Source organism: Devosia sp. (genome assembly GCF_041917035.1).
Taxonomy (GTDB): domain Bacteria; phylum Pseudomonadota; class Alphaproteobacteria; order Rhizobiales; family Devosiaceae; genus Devosia_A.
On sequence record NZ_JAYRYM010000243.1, the window covers coordinates 1 to 5,635 of the forward strand.

A 5,635-nucleotide genomic window follows, 5' to 3' on the forward strand; every position below is an offset into this window, starting at 1 on the left:
GACGCCGCCGCCGATGACGACGACCTCGGTGTCGACGAGATTGTTGGCGCCGCCAATGACGGCCCCGAGCGCCGCGGCCCCCTCGGCGATGACAGCGGTGGCCTCGGGGTCGGCGGAGGCGGCGATGGCGCGCAGGCCGAGCGCGCGTCCGGTGCGGCGGCGATACTCGGCCTCGAGCGACGGACCGCTGGCATAGGCCTCGACATGATCGCAGGCGCCGCACGAGCAGATCCGGCCCTGCCGCAGCGGCGCCGGCAGATGGCCGATGGAACCGGCAATGCCATGCGCCCCCTGCTCCACGCTGCCGTGCCGAACGATGGCGCCGCCGATGCCGGTCCCGACGGCGACGACGAGAGCCGAGGCGCGGCCGCGCGCCGCCCCGAGCAAGGCCTCGCAGAGACCGGTGGCGTGCACGTCGTTGAGAACGCGGACCTCGAGCCCGAGGGCCGCCGCAAGTCGCGCGCCGAGCGGCGTGCCGGCCCAGCCGCGCAGCAGGTCGGTGGCACTGGCGATGCTGCCGTCGGGGGCAACGACCCCGGCCGTCCCGACGCCGCAGCGCACGGGCGGCGCGGGTGCCGCCGCGTGCACCTGCCCGGCCGCGGCGATGACGGCCTCGACGATGGCGTCGGCCCCCTCGCGGGCCGGCGTCGGGACCTCGACAAGCACGGTCACCGCCCCGTCGCCCGCGACGAGGCCGGCGAGGATCTTGGTGCCGCCGATGTCGATCGCCAGTGCCTGCACGCCCCGCCCCCGAAAAGCCAGCGGAATCATGGCCGAAAACTGCTATGGGGTGCAAGGCACCACGGGGGCGGAGGCAGGGCATGCAGGCGACGATCGCGCGATTGAGGCACAGGCTGATCGTCTCCGCGCAGGCAATGGACCCGCGCAGCCCGCTGAAGCGCCCGGAGACCCTGGTACTGCTCGCCCTTGCGGCGGAACTGGGCGGGGCGGGCGGCTTCCGCGTCGACGGGGCGGAGGTGGTGCGGCTGCTGCGGGCGGAGACGGCGCTGCCGATCATCGGCATCGTCAAGGATCGGCGCGAGGGGTTCGACAACTACATCACGACGACGATCCCCGACATCACGGCGCTGGCGGAGGCGGGCGCCGACATCGTCGCCATCCAGGCGACGGCGGGATCGCGGCCGGGACCGGCAGTGGCGGAGCTGATCGGCGAAGCGCATCGGCTGGGGCTGGCGGCGATGGCGGACATCGCGACGCTCGCCGAGGCCGAGGCGGCGATCGCGGCCGGCGCCGATCTCGTCGCGACGACGATGGTGGGGTTCACGCCGGCCTCGAAGGGCATGGCGCGGCCGCCGCTCGAGCTGACGCGGCAGCTGGTGGCGCTGGGCGTGCCGGCGATCGTCGAGGGCGGGGTGTGGACGCCCGAGCACGTCCGGGCCTCACTGGCGGCCGGCGCGCATGCGGTGGTGAGCGGCTCGGCGATCACCGCGCCGGACCTGATCGTCCGGCACATGCTCGAGGGCGCCGGCCTCGCCGGGTCGGCGGAGGGCTAGAAGCCCTCGACCGTCAGCTCGGAGGCCATCACCCCATTGCCGGCCGAGAGGCCGCAATCGACGGGGAGCGCGACGCCGCTCACGGCGCTGGCCGCGTCCGAGGCGAGGAAGAGCACCACCCGGGCGATTTCCGCCGGCTCGACGATCCGCCCCAGCGGATACCAGCGCGCCAGGATCTTCAGCACTTCGGGGTTCTTGGCGATGCGGTGATCCCAGATCGGGGTGCGCACGGTGCCGGGGAGCACGGTGTTGGCGCGGATGCCGTATTTGCCGTAGTCGACGGCGATCGAGCGGGTCAGCGCCAGCATGCCTGCCTTGGCGGCGCTGTAGGCGGGATCGCCCAGGGCGCTGATGCCGTTCACCGACGAGACGTTGACGATGGCACCGGCCCGGCGCTCCTGCATGGCGCCGAGCACGGCATGGGCGCAGTTATAGGCGCCGTTGAGGTTGTCGTTGATGTCGGAGGCCCAGCCGGCGGGCGTGGTGACGCGGAAATTGGGGTAGTTCGACACTCCGGCATTGTTGACGAGGATGTCGACCGGGCCCAGCGCCGCGACCAGCCGGGTAAAAGCCTGGGCGACGCGGTCCGCATCGCCGATCTCGACCTTGGCGGCGGCGACCCGGATGCCGGCCGCCTCGAGATCGGCGACCAGTGCATCGAGCCGGTCGCTGCGATCGATGGCGGCGATCGCCGCCCCCTCGCGCCCGAACCCCAGGCAGAGTTCGCGCCCGATCCCCCCGGCGGCACCGGTGATCGCCACCACCTTGCCGGAAAATTGTCCACTCATTGGCTCACTGTCCTCTCAACGCCGCGCCGATCCACTCGAGGCTCTGCCGTTTCACGTGGCCCCAGTTGTAAAAGCTGATGGTCTCGACCCCGCCGGCCCGGAGGGCGGCAACGGCCGCGATCAGTTCGGCGCGGCTCGCCAGGTCGGGATGGGCCGGGCGGACGATGCCGCGCAGCCGCGCCCCGCCGATGCGGCGGTGCACGTCGAACAGATCGGCGCGCACGCGCTCGGCACTGGGCTCGTAGAAGCACGCCTCGATAATGATGCCGGCGGCGGCCAGCGCTCCGAGGTCGGTGCCTTCGTAGAACGCACCGCCGGTGGGGCGCGCCACCGACGGAATCACCGCCAGCTCGACATCGGGCCGGATACCGTCGCGGATTTCGGCGACCAGCGAGGTGGTGACCTCGCCGCGCCAGCGCAGGAAGGCCGAAAGCTCGGGGTCGCCGGCGACGTCGGCGAGCCAGAAGGCCGATGCCATGTCGGCGGGCATGTCGAACTCGGCATCGAGGCCGGCGTGGATGTCGCGCGCCACCCGCTGCTTCAGGCCGGCCGCATCGATGCCGGCAGCGCTTGCCCCGGCCATGCAGTGCTCGCAGAAGCACAGGCCGAGCAGGTTCTCGAGCCAGGGGTTGGACTTCACCAGCGCGAACTCGTGGTGATAGCCGTGGGCATAGGGCAGGAAGCCGGGGGTCTCGAGCGACAGGGTGGCGACGGCATAGTGATCGGTGAGGTCGCGGCAGAGCGCCACGCCGTACTCGCGCACCACGGGATTGGCCGGGCACAGGCTGTAGATGTAGCGGTCGCCGAAGGCATTGGCGACGGCGTGCTCGGGGTGCGCCATGCCGATGCGGCTATTGTGGTTGAGCACCGTCCAGGCCGTGGTCGGCAGACCCGACCCGACCAGTTCGGCAAGCACGTCGCGCTCGGCGGTGACGCGGCTGACCTGCGGCCTGATCGCGCCGTAGCGCGCCATCTCGGGACGGAAGTAGATGGTGCCGTCTTCCGGGAAGTAGACCTTGCCGCCCGTGCCGTGCGGCCTCAGGAACTTGCCGGCGTGATAGGCGGTGGCGAGGGTCACCCCCTCGAGGCCAAGCCCGCGGAATTGCGCCGTCGCCGTCGCAACGCCGGTCTCCGCCAGGTCCCAGGCATAGGTGTAGATGGTGCTGCCCGTCATCGCTGCCACTCCCCCCGATCCGGCGAGAGTGGCGCAACGAGCCGTCCGGCGCAATGCCGAGCTCCGCCGAAGGGCCTGGTTTTTCAGCGTTATCAGCCGAAACGCGCGACCAGCGCCAGCCGCGGCTATCCGGTTGGCATGATAATGCGTTATACCACGCTATATCGGAAGGGTGTCCCGTACCCCCGGAACGATCATTCCGGCCTCGATGCGGTCGTGGCAGCTGCAGGCGTGATTCCTCAGTCCGGCACGGTCGACGACGGCGAGATGCCCCCGCGAATAGGTGATGGCGCCGGCCCTCTGCAGGTCCGAGCAGATGTTGGAGACGGTGGCGCGACGCAGGCCGAGGGCCCGGCCGAGGCCGTCCTGGGTGAGGGCGAAGGTACGCCCCTGCATGCGGCGATCGGCCAGCAGCAGCCAGCTCGCGATGCGCTGCTCGGCCGAATGCAGGCCGTTGCACGCGATCGTCTCCATCAGCTGGATGATCAGAGCCTGCGAGTAGCGCAGCAGGGCCGCCCGCACGCATACGAAGCGGGTCATCGCCTCCTCGAGGTCGGCGATCGTCAGCCACGAGGCCTCGCCGGAAATCTGCACCATGGCCCTGGCCGGCACGGAGCCGCCGCCCATCAGGTAGGTGAAGCCGAGAAACCCCTCGTTGCCGATGGATGCCTGCTCCACCGACTTGCCGCCTTCGCTCTGCGACAGCATCGAAATGACGCCCGATTGCGGAAAAATCGCATGATGGATCGGATCGCCGTGGTCGAAAAGGGTCTCCCCGGCAGTCACGGCGCGGGTCTGCAAGCGCTCGGTGATGAAGCTCTGTGCGTCCGGACGCGTCGACATCAGGACATGGTTGCGCAGTACTGGTTTGCTGTTTGTTGTCATCTTTTTCGGCAGCTCAATATGGGAAACTCAACACGCGCCGTCGCCTTAATGCGTCCTTAACCAGCTACTATGTACGGTTTCGTACTTCTATGTTGCTCAATGTCGACCGCTAGCGCGTCAACAACGCAGATTACGGCTTATTGGTTCCAATTTCTTTAGCGCCCCTTCGGCCGAGCGGTCGCGGTGCGGCGTCCAGTTGGGGGTCTGCCCATGCATATTCTGGGGTCCGGCGGCGCGCTCCCACTCGAGCTCGGCGGCCTGATCGAGCAGATTCCCACCCCCCTCGTCGTCATCGGTGACGATGGCGCCTGCCACGCCAATGGCGCGGCGCGGCAGCTGCTGTCCGAGGCCGGGTCGGCGGATGCCGGCCTGGCGCGAATCGCCACCCAGGCCGCGGCCGGCCTTGCCGGGACCCTCTCCCTCGGCGCGCTGTCGCTGCGGCTCGAGCCCCGACGCAGCCAGTGCGACGGCGTCGCCTGGATCGTCGGGCTCACGCGGGTCGCCGCCGCGACGGAGGCGTCATCTCCGCCGGCGGAGCGGTGGGCCGCCGAGGCGCGGGCCGAACTCGACGCCTACAAGGTGGCGCTCGACCAGCACGCCATCGTCGGCGCCACCGACCGGGCCGGGCGGATCACCTATGTCAACCACGCCTTCTGCGCGATCAGCCAGTACCGGCCCGAGGACCTGATCGGCAACACGCATGCCGTGCTGAACTCGGGCCACCACCCGCGCAGCTTCTTCGTCGAGATGTGGCGGACCATCGGCAAGGGCGGCCACTGGCGCGGGGAAATCTGCAACCGCGCCAAGGACGGCTCGCTGTACTGGGTCGATACCACCATCGCGCCGCGGCGGGACGCCGATGGCGTCATCGCCGGCTATGTCTCGATCCGCTTCGACATCTCCGAACGCAAGCGCGCCGAGAGCGACCTGCACGCCGAGAACCAGCTGCGCCGCGACGCCGAGACGCTGCTCCGCGACGTCATCGAGACGGTGCCCGACGGTATCGCCGCCTTCGATGCCGAGGACCGGCTGCTGGTGTTCAACTCGGCATACCGGCGCGCCTATCCGGAGATCGCCGACCTGATCGCCACCGGCACCAGCTTCGAGACGCTGCTGCGTGAAGGGGTCGCACAGGGCCAGTACGTGCTGGGCAGGGACCAGTTGCGGGAGCCGGAGGCCTGGATCGAGAACCGCCTGCGCCAGCACCGGCGCCCGGGCCGCACCAGCACGCAGCACCTCTCGGACGGGCGCTGGCTGCAGGTCCGCGAGCGGCT

The 5,635-nt window shown here is 70.2% G+C and carries 6 protein-coding genes; 2 read left to right on the forward strand and 4 right to left on the reverse strand.

Going from position 1 to position 5,635, the window contains the following annotated elements; translation table 11 throughout:
- On the reverse strand, positions 1 to 741 hold a 741-nt coding region (locus ACE3TU_RS18320), incomplete at its 3' end, for an ROK family protein (protein ID WP_374626827.1).
- 80 nt (positions 742 to 821) lie between these two features.
- On the opposite strand from ACE3TU_RS18320, the gene ACE3TU_RS18325 reads away from it, so the two are divergent.
- Positions 822 to 1,514, forward strand: a complete 693-nt coding sequence (locus ACE3TU_RS18325; RefSeq protein WP_374626829.1) for an N-acetylmannosamine-6-phosphate 2-epimerase — start codon at positions 822 to 824, stop codon at positions 1,512 to 1,514.
- Here ACE3TU_RS18325 and ACE3TU_RS18330 read toward each other — a convergent pair.
- The 3 genes from ACE3TU_RS18330 to ACE3TU_RS18340 form a co-directional block, all read right to left on the reverse strand.
- Positions 1,511 to 2,302, reverse strand: coding sequence for an SDR family oxidoreductase (locus ACE3TU_RS18330; RefSeq protein WP_374626831.1), 792 nt, complete (start codon positions 2,300 to 2,302; stop codon positions 1,511 to 1,513). The genes ACE3TU_RS18325 and ACE3TU_RS18330 overlap by 4 nt on opposite strands.
- Before the next feature lie 4 nt (positions 2,303 to 2,306).
- Positions 2,307 to 3,476, reverse strand: a complete 1,170-nt coding sequence (locus ACE3TU_RS18335) for a hypothetical protein (RefSeq protein ID WP_374626833.1) — start codon at positions 3,474 to 3,476, stop codon at positions 2,307 to 2,309.
- Between the two features lie 159 nt (positions 3,477 to 3,635).
- A complete protein-coding gene (locus ACE3TU_RS18340) occupies positions 3,636 to 4,361 on the reverse strand; it encodes a Crp/Fnr family transcriptional regulator (protein ID WP_374626835.1) in 726 nt (241 codons plus the stop codon).
- 210 nt (positions 4,362 to 4,571) lie between these two features.
- Between ACE3TU_RS18340 and ACE3TU_RS18345 the strand changes: the two genes are divergently transcribed.
- Positions 4,572 to 5,635: PAS domain-containing protein (locus tag ACE3TU_RS18345; protein ID WP_374626837.1), on the forward strand; the 1,064-nt coding region annotated here is incomplete at its 3' end.

What these genes read in the sequence shown, in the direction of transcription:
- ACE3TU_RS18335 (WP_374626833.1), bottom strand. Translation starts at nt 3,476, where the DNA reads ATGACGGGCAGCACCATCTACACCTATGCCTGGGACCTGGCGGAGACC.
- ACE3TU_RS18330 (WP_374626831.1), bottom strand. Translation starts at nt 2,302, where the DNA reads ATGAGTGGACAATTTTCCGGCAAGGTGGTGGCGATCACCGGTGCCGCC.
- ACE3TU_RS18325 (WP_374626829.1), top strand. Translation starts at nt 822, where the DNA reads ATGCAGGCGACGATCGCGCGATTGAGGCACAGGCTGATCGTCTCCGCG.
- ACE3TU_RS18340 (WP_374626835.1), bottom strand. Translation starts at nt 4,361, where the DNA reads ATGACAACAAACAGCAAACCAGTACTGCGCAACCATGTCCTGATGTCG.